Here is a 16858-nt window from a genome sequence, read left to right as displayed (position 1 = left end):
AGAATAGATTGCTTGAGAAATAGGTGATATTTTGTCTACTAAACATGAAAAAATTTTACAATACATTGAATCCTTGCCTGTGGGCGATAAAATTTCAGTACGCCAAATCGCGAAGGAAATGCAAGTAAGTGAAGGTACAGCTTACCGTGCCATTAAGGAAGCGGAAAATCGCCGTTTAGTTAGTTCGATTGAACGTGTAGGAACGATTCGTATTGAGAAGAAAAAGAAAGAAAATATCGAACGATTAACATTTGCTGAAATTGTCAATATCATAGATGGACAAGTACTGGGTGGCAAAACAGGCCTCCACAAAACGTTAACAAAGTTTGTGATAGGTGCCATGCAACTAGAAGATATGATGCGTTATACAGATGCAGGTAGTTTGTTAATCGTTGGTAACCGTATGAAAGCACATGAAAATGCATTACGTGCTGGTGCAGCAGTTCTTATTACAGGTGGGTTTGATACGACTGATGATAATAAACAACTTGCAGATTCACTTGATATGCCGATTATTTCAACGAGCTATGATACATTTACTGTAGCAACGATGATTAACCGTGCGATTTATGACCAATTAATCAAGAAAGATATTTTATTTATCGAAGATATCTTCATTCCAATGGCAGAAACTTCAGTGCTTCGCAACGACGAAACGATTCATCATTTCCAAAAGTTAAACGAACGTACAACCCATGGAGCATTTCCAGTTGTAACGCCGAATAACAAATTAGTAGGGATGGTAACAGTAAGAGATGTTATCGGCAGAGAAGAAGATGAACTTATCGAAAAAGTGATGACGAAGAATCCGATTGCAGGTTCAATGAAGATGAGTGTGGCTTCAGCAGGACATCGAATGATTTGGGAGGGCATTGACTTATTGCCAGTCGTAGATGATGATAATATTTTACAAGGTGTCATCAGTCGTCAAGATGTCTTAAAGGCATTACAACATGCACAACGCCAGCCACACCATGGTGAGACAATCGATGATCTAGTGAAAAATGAAATGAAAGTACTAGGTGATGAGAATTTAATCGTGGAGTTTAAAGTGACGCCACAAATGACCAACCAATATGGTGCTATTTCTTATGGAGCCTTTACAACATTACTAGCAGAAGTAGGTTCATTTGCCTTGAAACGCCGTAAGCGCGGTGACGCAATTGCAGAAAATATGACCATTTACTTTATTAAGCCAGTGCAAATGGAAAGCATTCTTACGGTTAAACCTCGTATATTAGATATGAGTCGTAAGTTCGTGAAAATGGACTTTGAGGTGTATAGTCATCAAACACTTGTTGGAAAAGCGATGATGATGTTCCAACTATTGGAGCGTTAAATTATTGCAACCATCGACGAAGGGGTGACCTAGTAGCTAGGTCACCCCTTTATCTTCATTCATTTCACCTTTATTAGTGCTGAGATAAGGCCTCTACACGTATTGTTTTTCTGTGCGAAAGCGAAGCATTAGGTACCTTTATATGAAGGGGTTATTGATTGATTTGGTATTCTTCTTCAACGAATTGTCCATAATGACGCACTTTTTTGGAATTTTCTACAATTACAAAGATGCCTAAAATGACAAGAATTGCTGCAATAATAAATGTATATACATCAGGGAATAAATAAGCTTGGTTTAAGGCGAATAGTACAATAAATGCGCCGAGTCCCAAGTTCGCTTTGCATTTATACCAATTTTTAGCGATTGGTAATTTTGAACGAAACTGTTTTGTTTTAAAGTAAAAATAAACAACAAACGATATAATAATCGCGAAGACAAAAATTAAATTGAGCATAGTAAACCTCCTAGCATAACTAGTAATTATTGTAACGATAAACTGGAGAAAATGCGAACGGATTTTACTATCATTTTGGGGGAAACTATTTTGAAGAGACAAATCATCGACACAATTGAACAATACGATACGGTTGTTATTCACCGCCACGTACGTCCAGATCCAGATGCATATGGCTCACAATTAGGATTAAAAGAGTTGATTTTAGCAAACTATCCAGAAAAAAAGGTATACGCTGTCGGAGAACATGATACATCTTTGTCGTTTTTAGCTAAGCCTGATCAAATTTCTGATGATATCTATAATGATGCTTTAGTTATTGTTACAGATACGGCAAACACTGAGCGTGTCGACGACCAACGTTATACGAATGGTAAAATGGTGATTAAAATAGATCACCATCCAAATGATGATGCATACGGTGATTTCCGTTGGGTGGATACAAATGCAAGCTCATGTAGTGAAATGATTTATGAGTTATTTGAAGAGGGAAAAGACGTAGCAAATTGGAAACTCTCTGATGCATCGGCGAGATTATTATTTGCTGGTATTGTTGGGGATACAGGACGTTTCCAATTCCCAAGCACGACGGTCAAAACATTTAAAATTGCAGGAGAGTTAATTACATATAATTTCGATCGTAATCAAATTTTTGACGGTATGTATGAAATGGATCATAAATTATTGAATTTACAAGGCTACATTTATCAAAATTTCGAAATGGATGAAAACGGAGCTGCATATGTAAAGCTAACAAAAGGCTTACTGGCTGAATTTGATGCAGTCCCATCTGAAGCTTCTTTATTAGTAGGCTGTCTAGGTAGTGTCAAAAATATTTGTGCATGGGTTGTATTTATTGAAGAAGAGAATCAAATTCGTGTGCGTTTACGCTCTAAAGGTCCAGTTATTAATACATTAGCAAAAGAATTTAATGGCGGTGGGCATCCTCTTGCTTCAGGTGCAACAGCATATTCTTGGGATGAAGCAGCACGAGTGACAAAGCGTTTGCAAGAAATCTGTGCAGCGTATAACGCATAAATGAAAGGTTGGGATACTATTGACACATGTATATACACAAATGCATACGAGCGCGGATTTACTACAAAGTACGATTCGCCTTGAACAATTGATCCCATTTTTACTAGAGCAAAAAACACAAGCCTGTGCAATCGTTAATACGAAATTGTACGGGCTTTTGCCTTTTTGTAAAGCAATGCAGCAAGCAAACTTACATGTAGTAATGGGACTAACTGTGGTCGTGCAATGGCAAGATATGAAGATGCCTCTTATACTTTATGCACAGACGCAAGAAGGCTATCAAAATTTATTGAAGATCAGTAGTGCTGTGTCTATTAGACAAGATGAAGTATTACCGTGGAAATGGCTTGAAGGCTACCAAACAGGGTGTGTGGTGATGCTTACAAGTACGAATCGCCAAGAGGATATGGGGGCTTGGCAGTCTTTTGCTAGTAATCTACATACAGTCTTTGGTGAGCGTTTTTTTGTAGGCATAGCAAGGCCAATGGGAATTTTTTCTGATCAAGAAGCGGCTATTACTTCGTGGTGTGCTACTGAAAATATTACGATTGGTGCGACACATTGCTGTTATTTTTTAAGACCTGAGGATCATTTCGCCTATGAGGTAGCAAGAGCAATTGACAAAGGTGAAAAGTTAAATGAAGGAATGTATACTGCAGATTCGCGAGGGCAATTCGCTCCAACTGCGGAGGAATGGCAAACTTGGTTTTTAGACAGACCAGAGTGGCTTGAAAAGAGTGCCAGTATGATAATGAGCTGTACAGCTGAAATTCCAGAGTCGCACACACAAATGCCAAAATTCCCTGTCCCAGCGGATGAAACAGCGGAGAGCCTACTAGTGAAGGAGGCGTATTCGGGATTAACAGCGCGTTTGCAGCAACCGTTAACGCAGGCTTATCAAGAACGACTCGACTATGAGCTTGGTGTTATTTGTTCAATGGGGTATGCGGATTATTTTTTGATCGTAGCTGACTTTATGCGCTTTGCGAAAGATAATCGTATTTTAACGGGGCCAGGCCGAGGATCTTCTGCAAGTTCACTTGTGGCATATAGTTTATCAATTACTCAAGTTGATCCGTTAATGTATGGTCTATTATTTGAACGATTTTTAAATCCTGACCGAGTAACACTGCCGGACATAGATATTGACTTTGTTGATTCAAAACGACAAAAAGTGATTCAATATGTAGCGCAAAAATATGGCAAGGCCAATGTAGCACAAATCATTACTTTTGGGACATTGTCGGCAAAGGCAGTTGCCAGAGACGTTGCACGTGTCTTTAATTTTGAAGCAGAAACGCTCGAAAAAATTTCAAAAATGATTCCGAATAAACCTGGCATGACATTACAAAGAGCATATGCTGAGTCATCTGCCTTTCAGCAATGGATTGGAGAAAATGAGGCACATGGCCGATGGTTTGATGTGGCATTAAAGCTAGAGGGATTACCGCGAAATACTTCAACACATGCTGCTGGAATTGTACTAGCGCCAACGCCTCTTGTCGATACCGTTCCGATTGAGGAAGGACATGAAGGAATCTATTTAACCCAATGGCCTATGGGGGATGTTGAGGCAAGTGGACTTGTGAAAATGGATTTTCTAGGCTTGCGCAATTTAACAATCTTAGAGCAAATTCGTTGGTCGATTTATAAGGCAAATGGCCCGTGGATTGAGTTTGAAAGAATCCCAATGCACGATGAGAAGACGTTTCAGCTATTACAAAAAGGTGATACAACGGGAATATTCCAATTAGAATCTGATGGAATGCGTCAAGCGTTGCGAGATATTTGTCCAACACATTTTTTAGATATTGTGGCAGTCAACGCATTGTATCGTCCAGGTCCGATGGATTTCATACCTGTGTACGCAAGGCGTAAAGCAGGCAAAGAGCCAGTGGTGTTGCCACATCCGGTGTTAGAACCGATTTTACGTGAAACTTTTGGTGTTATTGTCTATCAGGAGCAAATAATGCGCATCGCTTCAGTGATGGCTGGTTTTACGATGGGGCAGGCTGATTTATTACGCCGTGCGGTAAGTAAAAAAAGTCGTGAAGTGTTAGAGGAACAACGAGAGGTATTTGTACGCGGGGCAAAACAGCAAGGCTATGAAGTAGCGGTAGCTGAGGAAGTCTATGTATTAATCGTTCGTTTTGCGGATTACGGCTTTCCAAAAAGTCATGCTGTAGCGTATAGTATCATTTCTTATCATATGGCTTATTTAAAGGCACATTTCCCGAAAAGTTTTTACGCAGCACTTCTATCAAATGCTACTGGTAATGCCGAAAAAATTCAGCAACTTGTTGTAGAGGCAAAGGATAAAGGAATCGAATTTTATCCGCCTTCACTTTTACAGAGTACAAAGTTTTTTACTGTGGAAAATGAAGGGATTCGTTATAGCTTATCGGGTGTGAAGGGTGTACCACAGCCCTTTTTAGAGAAGCTACTGATGTTGCGTAAAGAGAATCAATCTGGATTTGATAATTTATTTGACTTAGCGGTACTATTAAGCGCACAGCATTTTAAGCCGAAAATTATGGAATCATTAATTTTTGCCGGGGCACTCGATTATTTAGGAAAAGACCGATCAGTATTGCTTGCTACGTTAGAGGCGGCTGTAAAACAAGCGGAATTACTGCGTCCGACAGATGATATTGATATAGATGCGGCCACAGCGTTTAGTTTTGGTAAGCCAAAATACATGCAAGCAGAACCGATGCCAAGAAAAGAAATGCTTCAACATGAAAAGGACAGCCTTGGCTTTTATATTTCAACGCATCCAATAGTAGAGGCAAGGTCGTACTGGCAAGAAGTCAATGCAACCTGCCGAGAGTTAAAGCAGATGCGTGAGGGAACGTATGTCAAAATGATCGGTATGATAGAAGAAGTGAAAGTAATTCGCACGAAAAAAGGCGAGCAAATGGCTTTTGTGCAGCTACAAGATGAATACAGTTCCGTTTCAGTAACATTGTTCCCTCAAGTGTTCCAACTCGTACAAGATATGTTACAAGAAGATCAGATACTCTATATAGAGGGGTCCCTCGAATTACGGTTTGGTAAACCACAAGTGAAAGCAAAACATGCACAAACGACAAAATAATAACGAGAATTAAAGGAATTTTAAAAACTGCATAAATTTTATGCAGTTTTTTCTTTACATTCAAACTGTTATTTTGTAAGATATAGTCATCACAAAAGTGGTCAGACCACTTTTTTATCCGAAGAAGTTAGTATGGGTACAGGGGAGTTTTCATATGGATAAACAAACCGAAAATAAAAAAGTTTTTTTAGAAATCGTGCAACAGCTGCGTCAACTTATACAAGTTGAAAAAATCCAATCTGGGGGAAAGCTTCCTTCTGAACGAGTTCTTTCAGAGCGTTTGGGTGTTGGACGTTCATCTGTTAGGGAAGCGCTGAGAAGTTTAGAATTACTAGGATTAATTGAAACAAGACATGGTGGTGGAACGTTTCTTGCTACTACACATAATCACCAGCTTGTTGAAGTTTTATCAATGTTTATATTAGAAGATGAAAAATCAAAAAAAGATGTCGAGTTAACGAGACAAATTCATGAAAAGGAAGCCATTCGCGTAATAACCTGTACAGAGGTACTGCGTACACTTCCTGTGTGGGACAGTTTTTTTGTAAAGCTAGAGATTGATGGGGCAGTGAATTGTAGAGATGTTTTACGAGAAATATTGATTACTTCCGGCAATCGACTTGCACTGAAAGTTTGGTTTCAGTTAGTAGCGTATGATGGTGACCGATTAAATCGGCTTTCAACGGAAAAAGAAAAGCTCATCATTCAAACGATGCTAAAGTCAATGCAACTAGGATTTGAAAAAGAGGCATTACAAGCCTATGAAAAGTGGATGGAAACTGCTTAAGTCATCATATACAACAAAGGGGGATACAAAAAATGGCAATACGTGATTTATTTAGCGGTAATCGAAAAAAGAAAATAATGATACAAGATGGACAAGAAAAGGCATTTCCTGAGGGATTAATGACAAAGTGTTCAGAATGTCGTCATATTCAGCTAACAAAAGAGTTAGAAAAGCACTATAATGTTTGCGTGAAATGCGGTCATCATTTTAAAATGAAAGCACAGGAACGTGTAGCAATTTTCTTAGATGAAGGTTCATTTGTTTCAATTGACGATCATTTACAAACGAGCAATCCTTTGAATTTTCCAGCATATGTGGAGAAGGTATCTGCAGACCAGGAAAAGACGGGCTTAAATGAAGCCGTATTGACTGGGATAGGTACTTTAGAAGGCGTAGAAATTGTTGTAGCAATTATGGATTCTCATTTCCGGATGGGCTCGATGGGGTCTGTCGTGGGAGAGAAAATTACACGTGCTGTTGAAAAGGCAACTGAAATGCGAGTGCCGTTTATTATTTTCACTGCTAGTGGTGGTGCACGTATGCAAGAAGGTGTACTTTCACTAATGCAAATGGCAAAAACAAGTGTAGCTTTAAAACGTCATAGTGATCAAGGATTACTATTTATATCGATTTTAACGCATCCTACAACAGGTGGTGTATCCGCAAGTTTTGCATCTGTTGGCGATATTAATATTGCAGAACCACAAGCGCTAATTGGTTTCGCTGGCCGTCGTGTCATTGAAGAGACAGTGCGAGAGAAATTGCCGAGTGATTTCCAAACTGCCGAGTTTTTATTGGCACATGGTCAACTTGATGCAATTTTCCATCGGAAAGATATGAGAAAACAAGTCGCAATGCTCGTGAAAATGCATACGAAAGGTGGCGTACAGCATGTCTAAAACATTAGCGTTTGAGGAACCAGTTGTACAATTACGTGGGAAAATTGATGAACTCAAAACAATTGCTGCAGAGGCAGATGTAGATATGACGGGGGAAATTGAAAGGCTTGAAACAAGATTGTCCCAGTTAGAGCAATCGATTTATGCGAATATGAAGCCATGGGATCGTGTCCAAGTAGCGCGTCATCCTGAACGCCCAACAACGTTACAATATATAGAAGCAATGTGTGAAAACTTTATTGAGTTGCACGGGGATCGTAATTTTGGTGATGATGCGGCAATTATAGGTGGTATTGCCTTTTTTGAAGGACAGCCAGTGACACTTATTGGTCATCAACGTGGTAAATCGACGAAAGAAAATATTCGCCGTAATTTTGGGATGCCTCATCCAGAAGGATATCGAAAGGCGCTACGTTTAATGAAGCAAGCTGAAAAATTTAATCGCCCTATCATTTGCTTCATTGATACGAAGGGAGCCTATCCTGGAAAAGCAGCGGAAGAACGAGGACAAAGTGAAGCAATTGCCCGTAATCTAATTGAAATGGCTGGTTTAAAAGTCCCTGTTATTAGCATCGTTATTGGTGAAGGAGGAAGCGGTGGTGCACTTGCTTTAGGTGTGGCAAACCGAGTCTTTATGTTGGAAAACTCGACGTATTCGGTGATTTCACCTGAGGGTGCTGCTTCAATTTTATGGAGAGACGGAAGCTTAGCGCAACAAGCTGCAGAGGCACTACGTATTACAGCGCCAGATTTAAAAGAATTGGGCGTTATTGATGGTATTATTCCGGAGGTAGCTGGTGGTGCCCATCGAAACGTAGCTAAGCAAGCACTGTATTTAAAAGAGTGTATTAGTGATACACTAAAAATACTAGGAGCTTTCAACGCTGAGCAATTAGTCGAAGATCGTTATGAAAAGTTTAAAAAAATAGGTCAGTTTGGCGAATAGCAGAACTTTACAGATGGTAGAACTTTGATGGAGGGATGCGTGCTAACGCATTCTTTTCATTTTTTTTTTGTAAAAGTTATGTTTTTGTTTTTTTTGAGCACTTTCGTAGTTTGTTTTTTCGTGATAATGTGAATAATAGTTGATATGTGCAGGAGGTGCTTGGATTATGAAAAAAATTGCTGTTTTAACAAGTGGTGGAGACGCCCCGGGAATGAATGCGGCAATTCGTGCAGTCGTACGTAAGGCAGCTTTTCATGGAATCGAGGTTGTCGGTATTAATCATGGCTATGAAGGATTGTTGAATGGTAGTATGCAACCTTTAGATTTAGGTTCAGTTGGTGATATTATTCAACGAGGAGGTACAAAATTATACTCCGCACGTTGCCTTGAATTTAAAAAGGATGCTGCGCAAGAGCGAGCTATCGCGAATTTGCGTGCTGCAGGAATAGAAGGTTTAGTAGTAATTGGTGGTGACGGTTCATATCGTGGTGCAATGGGAATGGTACAAAAAGGATTCCCTGTTGTCGGTGTACCGGGAACAATTGATAATGATATACCAGGTACAGAATACACGATTGGATTTGATACAGCACTCAACACTGTAGTTGAGTCTATAGATAAAATCCGTGATACAGCTAATTCCCATGAGAATTCTTTCATTGTAGAAGTTATGGGACGAGATGCTGGTGATATCGCACTTTGGGCAGGACTTGCTGCAGGTGCAGAAACTGTGTTAATTCCAGAAGAAGAGTATAATTTAGATGAAATTATAGCAAGATTAGAACGTGGTGCTGCGCGAGGTAAAAAGCATAGTATTATAATCGTTGCGGAAGGTGTCATGTCTGGTAATGAGTTAGCAAAATTACTAAAAGATAAGATCGGCATTGAAACTCGTGTATCTGTATTAGGTCATATACAACGCGGTGGAATTCCTACAGCACGTGACCGCGTCCTTGCAAGCCGCTTTGGTGCACATGCAGTGGAATTACTAATGGCAGGCAAGGGCGGCCGTGCTGTTGGTATACGTAATCATAAATTAATCGACTATGATATGCCTGAAGCATTTGAAAAGAATCATGAGGCAGATGTAAGCTTGTATACGTTAATGAAAGAACTATCAATATAATTTAGTGAAAATCGGAGTGGGCAAATAATGAGAAAAACGAAAATAGTATGTACAATTGGTCCAGCAAGTGAGTCACCAGAAACTTTAGAAAAGCTAATTGAAGCAGGTATGAACGTTGCTCGCTTAAATTTTTCGCACGGATCACATGAAGAACATGAAGCACGTATTAATACGATACGTGAAGTAGCAGAAAAATTAGGCAAGCCAGTTGGTATTTTACTCGATACAAAAGGTCCTGAAATTCGTACGCACAATATGCAAAATGGTGAACTTCACCTTTCTGTAGGACAAGTGATTGATATTTCAATGACTGAAGTTGAAGGAACTGAAAAATGTTTTTCTGTAACTTATGATCGTTTAATCGAAGATGTAGAACAAAACTCTATTATATTATTAGATGATGGTTTAATCGAATTACGAGTACTCGCTAAAGATATGGAAAAAGGTTTAATCCATACAATCGTTGAAAATGCAGGCGTCTTAAAAAATAAAAAAGGTGTAAATGTTCCTGGCGTATCTGTACAACTTCCTGGTATTACTGAAAAAGATGCACAAGATATCTTATTTGGTATTAAGCAAGGTGTAGACTTTATTGCGGCATCATTTGTTCGTCGTGCAAGCGATGTATTAGAAATTCGTGAGTTGTTAGAGCAAAATGGTGGTAGTCATATTCAAATTATCCCGAAAATCGAAAACCAAGAAGGTGTCGATAACATTGATGAAATCATTACAGTGTCAGACGGCTTAATGGTTGCACGTGGTGACCTTGGTGTAGAAATTCCTGCTGAAGAAGTACCGCTTGTACAAAAGCAATTAATTTTAAAATGCAATCAAGTGGGTAAACCAGTTATTACAGCAACACAAATGTTGGATTCTATGCAACGTAATCCACGTCCAACACGTGCTGAAGCGAGTGACGTAGCGAATGCGATTATCGATGGAACTGACGCAATCATGCTTTCTGGTGAAACGGCAGCGGGACTTTACCCTGTTGAATCTGTGCAAACAATGAATAAAATTGCCCTTCGTACAGAAAATTCTTTAGACTACAGACAAATTGTATCAAAACGTAGTCGTGAAAAAGAAGCAAACATGACGGAGGCCATTTCTCAAGCGGTTGCTTATACTTCTATCAATTTAGGCGTAAAAGCTGTACTTGCACCAACTGAAAGTGGAAACACTGCAAAAATGATTTCTAAATATCGTCCAGGTGTGCCGATTATAGCGGTAACTGGTTCTGTGAATTCAGCGCAAATGTTAACACTTGTATGGGGTGTGCAGCCAGTTGTTTGTCAACGTGTTACTTCGACTGATGAAATTTTAGAGTTAGCTGTAGATGAAAGCTTGAAACATGGCTTTGTAAATCACGGTGATGCAGTTGTCATCACAGCTGGTGTACCAGTTGGTGAAGCAGGTACAACGAACTTGATGAAAGTTCATATCATCGGTGACTTACTAGCTCGTGGTCAAGGAATCGGTAAAGCCTCTGTTGTTGGCAAAACTGTTATCGCAAAAAATGCGGCTGAAGCACTTGCTTACGAAACAGAAGGTCACATTTTAGTAACAGTTGGCTCAGATCGAGACATGATGCCAGCTCTTGAAAATTGTGTCGGACTAATTACTGAAGAAGGCGGACTTACTAGTCATGCAGCAGTTGTTGGTTTAAGTCTTGGTATTCCAGTTATTGTTGGAGTGAAAGAGGCGACAACATTAATCCGCCACGGACAAGAAATTACAATGGATGCTGAAACAGGCGTTATTTATAAAGGACATGCAAGTGTTCTATAAAATGTAAATGAAAAGCTCTAGTACAAACATGTACTAGAGCTTTTTCTTTTATAGGTGAAACTTATTGGGCTATAATAACGTATAAGAGGTAAGCGGTTTTGTATGCGAAAGGAGAAGAAAATGAAGAAAATCTTTCTTAGTTTCGTTGTTTATTCATTCGCCGAACTGGCGTTATTAATATTTATTGGGCAAAAAATAGGGGTACTTAGTACATTGTTATTAATTGTTGCAACAAGTGTCATTGGTATATATGTAGCGAAAAATAAAGGCATGCATTCTGTTCAAAAAGTGAAGAGCTCTTTAGCACGTGGAGAAGCACCAGGTCCAGCAGTTATAGATGCCATGCTGAATTTTAGTGGTGGGTTATTATTAGCACTACCAGGATTTTTAACAGATATTGTAGGTTTGCTGTTGCTATTGCCAATTACGCGTAAAATGTTCCAACCGTTAGCTTTTTATTGGATGCGCAAAAAAATGAGAAATGGTCAGTTCATTATCGTTCAAAAATAGCATTTTCCTTCAGCTTAACGGCTAAGAATAAAAATATCGGACTGAGCAAAATGCCGTAAAAGCCAAATAATAAAATTGAGGCAGCACTGATGAAAAATGTGTGGACGGTACGTAGTTGCAACGTATTGGACCAAAGCATGGAATCAGCTAGCTGCCTTGTTAATTGTACGAATAAATATAACAATAAAATAGAGACACATAAAAATGTGTTGCCATTGAAATAAAAATAGATGCTCATAGGTATGAGAAATACGCCTATGCCAAAGAAGGGCAATACATCAGCGAATGCGACAACGAATGCTTTGATAATCGCATTTTCAAATTGAAACAACATGAAACCTGCACATAGTATGAATAAAGTAATTGTGAATAGTTGGAATTCCACGAAAAGAAAATAATGGAATAGCTTCATTACCTTTGAAAAGTGAGATTTCCATTCAACACGATATTTTTTGGGTACATATTGGAAGAACCAATAGCGGGATTTTCTTGTTTCAAGAAGCGCGATGTAGTATGCAACAAGAAAGATAAATACTTCTATGAGATGTTTCATGAATAGTTGCAATAAATTTGCTGTATAGACTAGGATTGAATCGAAAATTGACAGTGATTTTTCTTGAAGTACTTGTATGAATAAGGATTCATATTGGGTGAACAAATGAAAATTTTGCACTGTATCTCGTATTTCAGGGAAAATCAGTATAACACTGTTAATTGAAATAATAATTAGGAGGATAATACTTGAAAGTATGAGGATTTCTACGATAATTGCAGCAAGCCAATAGGCAATTTTGCAGTATTTGTGTAGGAAATTTATTATAGGATAAGTTGAAAAGGATAAAAAAATTGCAAGAGATACTGGTAATACCAACCAAAGAATCAGGAAATAAAAAAGGAAAAGTGTTATATTTATAGATCTTTCGTATGAAAAATACTTAAATTTCTTCATTTTTTACAAAATCACCTCAATTTGAATAAATTGGTATTGTAAAATTGTTGTCAAAAAACTCTTAAATGCGAAAATATAGTCGTTTGTACGTTTTTTTCTTTATTTAAGGGAATGTCATTCACAAAGCTGTCAAAAATGATTATAATAACGATGTAAGCGATTTAATTAATGGTTCAAAATGAGCAAAAACGTAAGTGTCTACGAAATAGAAAGCACTTACAAAAAAATTACAAAGTATGAGGGAGCGATAATTTATGTCAGCAACAAAAGGTTTAGAAGGTATCGTAGCAGCGGAATCTAAAATCAGTTCAATTATCGATGACACACTTACATATGTCGGTTATGACATTGATGATTTAGCGGTTAATGCATCGTTTGAAGAGGTAATTTATTTATTATGGCACACTCGTTTACCAAAAGAGGACGAGCTAGCTGAATTAAAACAACAATTGGCAGACAACATGTCTATTCCACAAGCAATTGTAGACCAATTCAAAACATACCCACTTTCAACTGTACATCCAATGGCTGCTCTACGTACTGCAGTATCTTTACTTGGTGTATTCGATGAAGAAGCAGATGTAATGGATCCAGAAGCAAACTACCGTAAAGCTATCCGTCTGCAAGCTAAGATTGCTACAGCAGTAACTGCATTTGCACGCGTTCGCAAAGGTTTAGAGCCAGTTGCGCCAAAACCAGAGCTAGGTTATGCAGCTAACTTCCTATATATGTTAAAAGGTGAAGAGCCAGCAGCAATCGAAGTGGAAGCATTCGATAAAGCTTTAGTTTTACATGCTGACCATGAATTAAACGCATCAACATTTACAGCACGCGTATGTGTAGCTACACTTTCAGATGTTTATTCTGGTGTAACTTCAGCTATCGGTGCATTAAAAGGGCCACTTCATGGTGGTGCAAATGAGCAAGTTATGAAAATGTTATCTGAAATTGGCACACTTGCTAATGTTGAATCTTATATTCAAACGAAATTAGATAACAAAGAGAAAATCATGGGCTTCGGTCACCGTGTATACCGCAAAGGTGATCCACGTGCACCGCACTTACGTGTAATGTCACAAAAATTGACAGAATTAACAGGCAAACCAGAACTATATGAGATGTCAGTTAAAATTCATGATATGATTGTTGAACAGAAAAAACTACCAGCAAACGTAGATTTCTTCTCTGCATCGGTTTATGATTCATTAGGTATTGATCATGATCTATTCACACCAATTTTCGCGGTATCGCGTACTTCTGGATGGGTAGCACATATTCTTGAGCAATATGCTAATAACCGCCTAATCCGTCCACGTGCAGAATATGTTGGACCAGGTATGCAGAAATATGTTCCGATCAGCGAGCGCTGATTTGGAAAATATGCTAAAATATGTGGGACTGTGTTGTAACTAACACAGTCCTATGATTATGAATTTAGGAGGCAACAACAATGACAAACAAAATCGTAGTAGAAAATGGCGTACTTAACGTACCGAATAATCCAGTAATTCCATTTATCGAAGGTGACGGTATCGGTCCTGATATTTGGGCTGCAGCATCTCGCGTAATCGATGCAGCTGTTGAAAAAGCATACAATGGCGAAAAGAAAATTGAATGGTTAGAAGTTCTAGCTGGTGAAAAAGCATTCAACCAAACAGGTGAATGGTTACCACAAGATACTTTAGACAAAATTAACGAATACTTAATCGCAATTAAAGGTCCTCTTACTACGCCAATCGGTGGTGGTATCCGCTCTCTAAACGTAGCATTACGTCAACAACTTGACCTATATGTTTGCTTACGTCCAGTACGTCACTTTGACGGAGTACCTTCTCCAGTTAAACGCCCTGAAGACGTTGATATGGTTATCTTCCGCGAAAACACAGAAGACATCTACGCTGGTATCGAATTTGAGTCAGGTTCTGAACAAGCTCAAAAAATCATCAACTTCTTACAATCTGAATTTGGTGTAAAACAAATCCGTTTCCCAGAAACTTCAGGTATCGGTGTAAAACCTGTATCTAAAGAAGGAACTGAGCGTTTAGTACGTTCTGCTATCGAGTATGCAATTAAACATAACCGTCCATCAGTGACATTAGTTCACAAAGGGAACATCATGAAATTCACTGAAGGTGGATTCAAAAAATGGGGTTACGAATTAGCTGAAGCTGAGTTTGCTGATCAAACATTCACTTGGAACCAATATGACGCTATTAAAGCTGAACAAGGTGAAGAAGCTGCAAACAAAGCACAAGCTGACGCTTTAGCATCTGGTAAAATCTTAGTGAAAGATTCTATCGCTGATATCTTCTTACAACAAATCTTAACTCGTCCAAAAGAGTTTGATGTAGTAGCTACAATGAACTTAAATGGTGACTATATATCTGATGCATTAGCTGCACAAGTTGGTGGTATCGGTATCGCTCCAGGCGCAAACATCAACTATGTAACTGGTCACGCGATCTTCGAAGCTACTCACGGTACAGCTCCAAAATATGCTGGCTTAGATAAAGTTAACCCATCTTCAGTATTATTATCAGGCGTATTAATGCTTGAGCACTTAGGATGGCAAGAAGCTGCTGATATGATTAACACTTCTGTTGAAAAAACAATCTCTTCTAAAGTTGTAACTTATGACTTCGCTCGTTTAATGGACGGCGCTACAGAAGTTTCATGTTCTAAATTCGCAGATGCTTTAATCGGCAACCTATAATCTTTAGATAATTTATTGAATTTCGATAAGTGTCTAATATATACTTGTTAATTGAGGGTAGGAGATTCAATCTCCTCCCTTTTTTAAAACATAAAAACCAAAATTAAAGGAGCGTATTAAAAATGACTTTGAAACGTAAAAAAATCTCAGTTATTGGCGGCGGCTTCACTGGCGCTACGGCAGCATTCCTAGCAGCACAAAAAGAACTTGGTGATGTAGTTTTAGTTGATGTTCCACAAGTGGAAAACCCAACAAAAGGTAAAGCTTTGGACATGTTTGAAGCTTCTCCAATCCAGGGTTTTGATTCTTCAGTAATTGGTACTTCAAATTATGAAGATACTGCTGGTTCTGATATTGTAATCATTACTGCAGGAATCGCTCGTAAACCAGGGATGAGCCGTGATGATTTAGTGCAAATCAATCAGGGCGTGATGAAATCTGTATCTAAAGAAATCGCTAAATACTCTCCGGAAGCAACAATCCTTGTATTAACTAATCCGGTAGATGCTATGACTTACACTGTGTATAAAGAAACTGGATTCCCTAAAAACCGTGTAATCGGTCAATCTGGTGTACTTGATACAGCTCGTTTCCGTTCATTTATCGCTGAAGAACTAAATATCTCTGTTAAAGACATCACTGGTTTTGTACTAGGAGGTCATGGAGACACGATGGTTCCACTTACGCGTTATTCATTCGCTGGTGGTATTCCACTAGAAACTTTAATCGCTCCTGAACGTTTAGAAGAAATCGTTGACCGTACTCGTAATGGTGGTGCTGAAATTGTAAACCTACTTGGTAACGGTTCTGCATACTATGCTCCAGCTGCTGCTCTTATTGAAATGGCTGAAGCAATCCTGAAAGATCAAAAACGTATACTTCCATCGATCGCTCTTCTTGAAGGCGAATATGGCTACGAGAATATTTACCTGGGTGTGCCAACTTTACTTGGCGCTAACGGTATCGAAAAAATATTCGAATTAGAATTAACGGATAAAGAAAAAGCTGCGTTAGATAATTCTGCTAATGCTGTGAAAGCCGTTATGGAAGTTCTAACTTAATAGTAAGCTTATGAAATCGAGCGGGAATCCATTCCTGTTCGATTTTTCCATTTTTACGAGCCCATATACATAAATTAGGTATATCACCATAACATAGATGTGATTTCCGACTTTTAATGCTGAACCATAAATTGTAAAGTCGTATTGC

The 16858-nt window shown here is 38.6% G+C and carries 14 protein-coding genes; 12 read left to right on the top strand and 2 right to left on the bottom strand.

Translation table 11 applies throughout. The features are described 5' to 3' along the window. The first annotated feature begins 31 nt into the window (after nucleotides 1–31). Entirely contained in the window at nucleotides 32–1339 is a 1308-nt protein-coding gene (locus ACIQZG_RS02115; RefSeq protein ID WP_402753499.1) for a DRTGG domain-containing protein, read from the top strand. A 151-nt stretch (nucleotides 1340–1490) separates the two neighbouring features. Here the strand turns inward: ACIQZG_RS02115 and ACIQZG_RS02110 are convergent, their stop codons facing one another. Continuing rightward, complete coding sequence (locus tag ACIQZG_RS02110) at nucleotides 1491–1796, bottom strand: YtpI family protein (protein WP_402753498.1); 306 nt, start codon at nucleotides 1794–1796, stop codon at nucleotides 1491–1493. A 90-nt stretch (nucleotides 1797–1886) separates the two neighbouring features. Here ACIQZG_RS02110 and ACIQZG_RS02105 point away from each other — a divergent pair, with 90 nt between their 5' ends. The 8 genes from ACIQZG_RS02105 (at nucleotide 1887) to ACIQZG_RS02070 (ending at nucleotide 11987) form a co-directional block, all read left to right on the top strand. Further along, a complete protein-coding gene (locus ACIQZG_RS02105) occupies nucleotides 1887–2834 on the top strand; it encodes a DHH family phosphoesterase (RefSeq protein WP_402753497.1) in 948 nt (315 codons plus the stop codon). A 19-nt stretch (nucleotides 2835–2853) separates the two neighbouring features. Beyond that, complete coding sequence (gene dnaE / locus ACIQZG_RS02100) at nucleotides 2854–5931, top strand: DNA polymerase III subunit alpha (RefSeq protein ID WP_402753496.1); 3078 nt, start codon at nucleotides 2854–2856, stop codon at nucleotides 5929–5931. Between the two features lie 154 nt (nucleotides 5932–6085). Beyond that, entirely contained in the window at nucleotides 6086–6718 is a 633-nt protein-coding gene (locus ACIQZG_RS02095) for a FadR/GntR family transcriptional regulator (protein WP_402753495.1), read from the top strand. A gap of 32 nt (nucleotides 6719–6750) precedes the next feature. Further along, entirely contained in the window at nucleotides 6751–7617 is an 867-nt protein-coding gene (gene accD, locus ACIQZG_RS02090) for an acetyl-CoA carboxylase, carboxyltransferase subunit beta (RefSeq protein ID WP_402753494.1), read from the top strand. Then, nucleotides 7610–8563 (top strand): acetyl-CoA carboxylase carboxyltransferase subunit alpha, encoded by a 954-nt coding sequence (locus ACIQZG_RS02085; protein ID WP_402753493.1) that lies wholly within the window; start codon nucleotides 7610–7612, stop codon nucleotides 8561–8563. Before accD ends, ACIQZG_RS02085 begins: the two co-directional genes overlap by 8 nt. A 166-nt stretch (nucleotides 8564–8729) precedes the next feature. Further along, on the top strand, nucleotides 8730–9689 hold the full coding sequence (gene pfkA / locus ACIQZG_RS02080) for a 6-phosphofructokinase (protein ID WP_402753492.1): 960 nt from the start codon (nucleotides 8730–8732) through the stop codon (nucleotides 9687–9689). A 27-nt stretch (nucleotides 9690–9716) separates the two neighbouring features. Continuing rightward, nucleotides 9717–11477 (top strand): pyruvate kinase, encoded by a 1761-nt coding sequence (pyk, locus tag ACIQZG_RS02075; RefSeq protein ID WP_402753491.1) that lies wholly within the window; start codon nucleotides 9717–9719, stop codon nucleotides 11475–11477. A gap of 120 nt (nucleotides 11478–11597) precedes the next feature. Next, nucleotides 11598–11987 (top strand): FxsA family protein, encoded by a 390-nt coding sequence (locus tag ACIQZG_RS02070; protein WP_402753490.1) that lies wholly within the window; start codon nucleotides 11598–11600, stop codon nucleotides 11985–11987. Here ACIQZG_RS02070 and ACIQZG_RS02065 read toward each other — a convergent pair. Beyond that, nucleotides 11971–12936, bottom strand: coding sequence for an AI-2E family transporter (locus tag ACIQZG_RS02065; protein WP_402753489.1), 966 nt, complete (start codon nucleotides 12934–12936; stop codon nucleotides 11971–11973). The genes ACIQZG_RS02070 and ACIQZG_RS02065 overlap by 17 nt on opposite strands. A 254-nt stretch (nucleotides 12937–13190) precedes the next feature. On the opposite strand from ACIQZG_RS02065, the gene citZ reads away from it, so the two are divergent. The 3 genes from citZ to mdh all read left to right on the top strand — a co-directional run bounded on the left by citZ (nucleotide 13191) and on the right by mdh (nucleotide 16710). Continuing rightward, nucleotides 13191–14306: a citrate synthase gene (gene citZ, locus ACIQZG_RS02060; RefSeq protein WP_402753488.1), complete on the top strand. Its 1116-nt coding sequence runs from the start codon at nucleotides 13191–13193 to the stop codon at nucleotides 14304–14306. Nucleotides 14307–14386: 80 nt separating this feature from the next. Beyond that, nucleotides 14387–15649, top strand: coding sequence for an NADP-dependent isocitrate dehydrogenase (gene icd, locus ACIQZG_RS02055; protein ID WP_402753487.1), 1263 nt, complete (start codon nucleotides 14387–14389; stop codon nucleotides 15647–15649). A gap of 122 nt (nucleotides 15650–15771) precedes the next feature. After that, entirely contained in the window at nucleotides 15772–16710 is a 939-nt protein-coding gene (mdh, locus tag ACIQZG_RS02050; protein ID WP_402753486.1) for a malate dehydrogenase, read from the top strand. Nucleotides 16711–16858 lie beyond the last annotated feature (148 nt).

The organism is Lysinibacillus sp. NPDC096418, assembly GCF_044762775.1.
GTDB lineage: Bacteria > Bacillota > Bacilli > Bacillales_A > Planococcaceae > Lysinibacillus.
The sequence above is the reverse complement of the archived record's forward strand: the minus strand, read 5'-3'. Positions and strand labels throughout refer to the sequence as shown.